At 69.5% G+C, this 429-nt stretch carries 1 pseudogene; it reads right to left on the reverse strand.

Annotation, left to right across the window (positions count from 1 at the left end):
- Positions 1–255 precede the first annotated feature (255 nt).
- Positions 256–429 (reverse strand): annotated as a pseudogene (locus tag JMJ56_RS34665) (IS110 family transposase); the annotation flags it as partial.

Raw genomic sequence — 429 nt, forward strand, 5'->3', positions numbered from 1 at the left:
GCCATTCTTCTCTAATCGTGGGCACGTGCGTCAAGCAGTGGTGCTGTCCCGCGTGGGTTTCACGCTTCTCTTCGGGGTCGGCGCACCGGCCGCCCCAGGATGGGGTTCTAAAAGGGGGGGCGGGACCAATCTCCCTTACGCGCCCTCGGCACCCAGGGATGCCCGGAGCAGGAACGGCTTCGTCCTCGCCTCACCCTCGTCCCCACGGGGACACCACTCCGCGACGCGCGGATCTCGTTGGAGCGGCTGGTCCGATTACGCGGCGGCGGCCCTCCCGAGCGGCTGGAACGTGGTCCCGTCGGACCACATGCGGTGCAGGACCACAGCCAGGCGACGCGCGAGCGCCACACGGGCCTTCTGCAGACCACGACGCTGCGCGATCGCCAGGGCCCAACTGCGCAGAGCCGAGGGCTTGCTCGCGTGCACCAG

It is taken from the genome of Belnapia arida (genome assembly GCF_016773205.1).
Lineage (GTDB): Bacteria > Pseudomonadota > Alphaproteobacteria > Acetobacterales > Acetobacteraceae > Belnapia > Belnapia arida.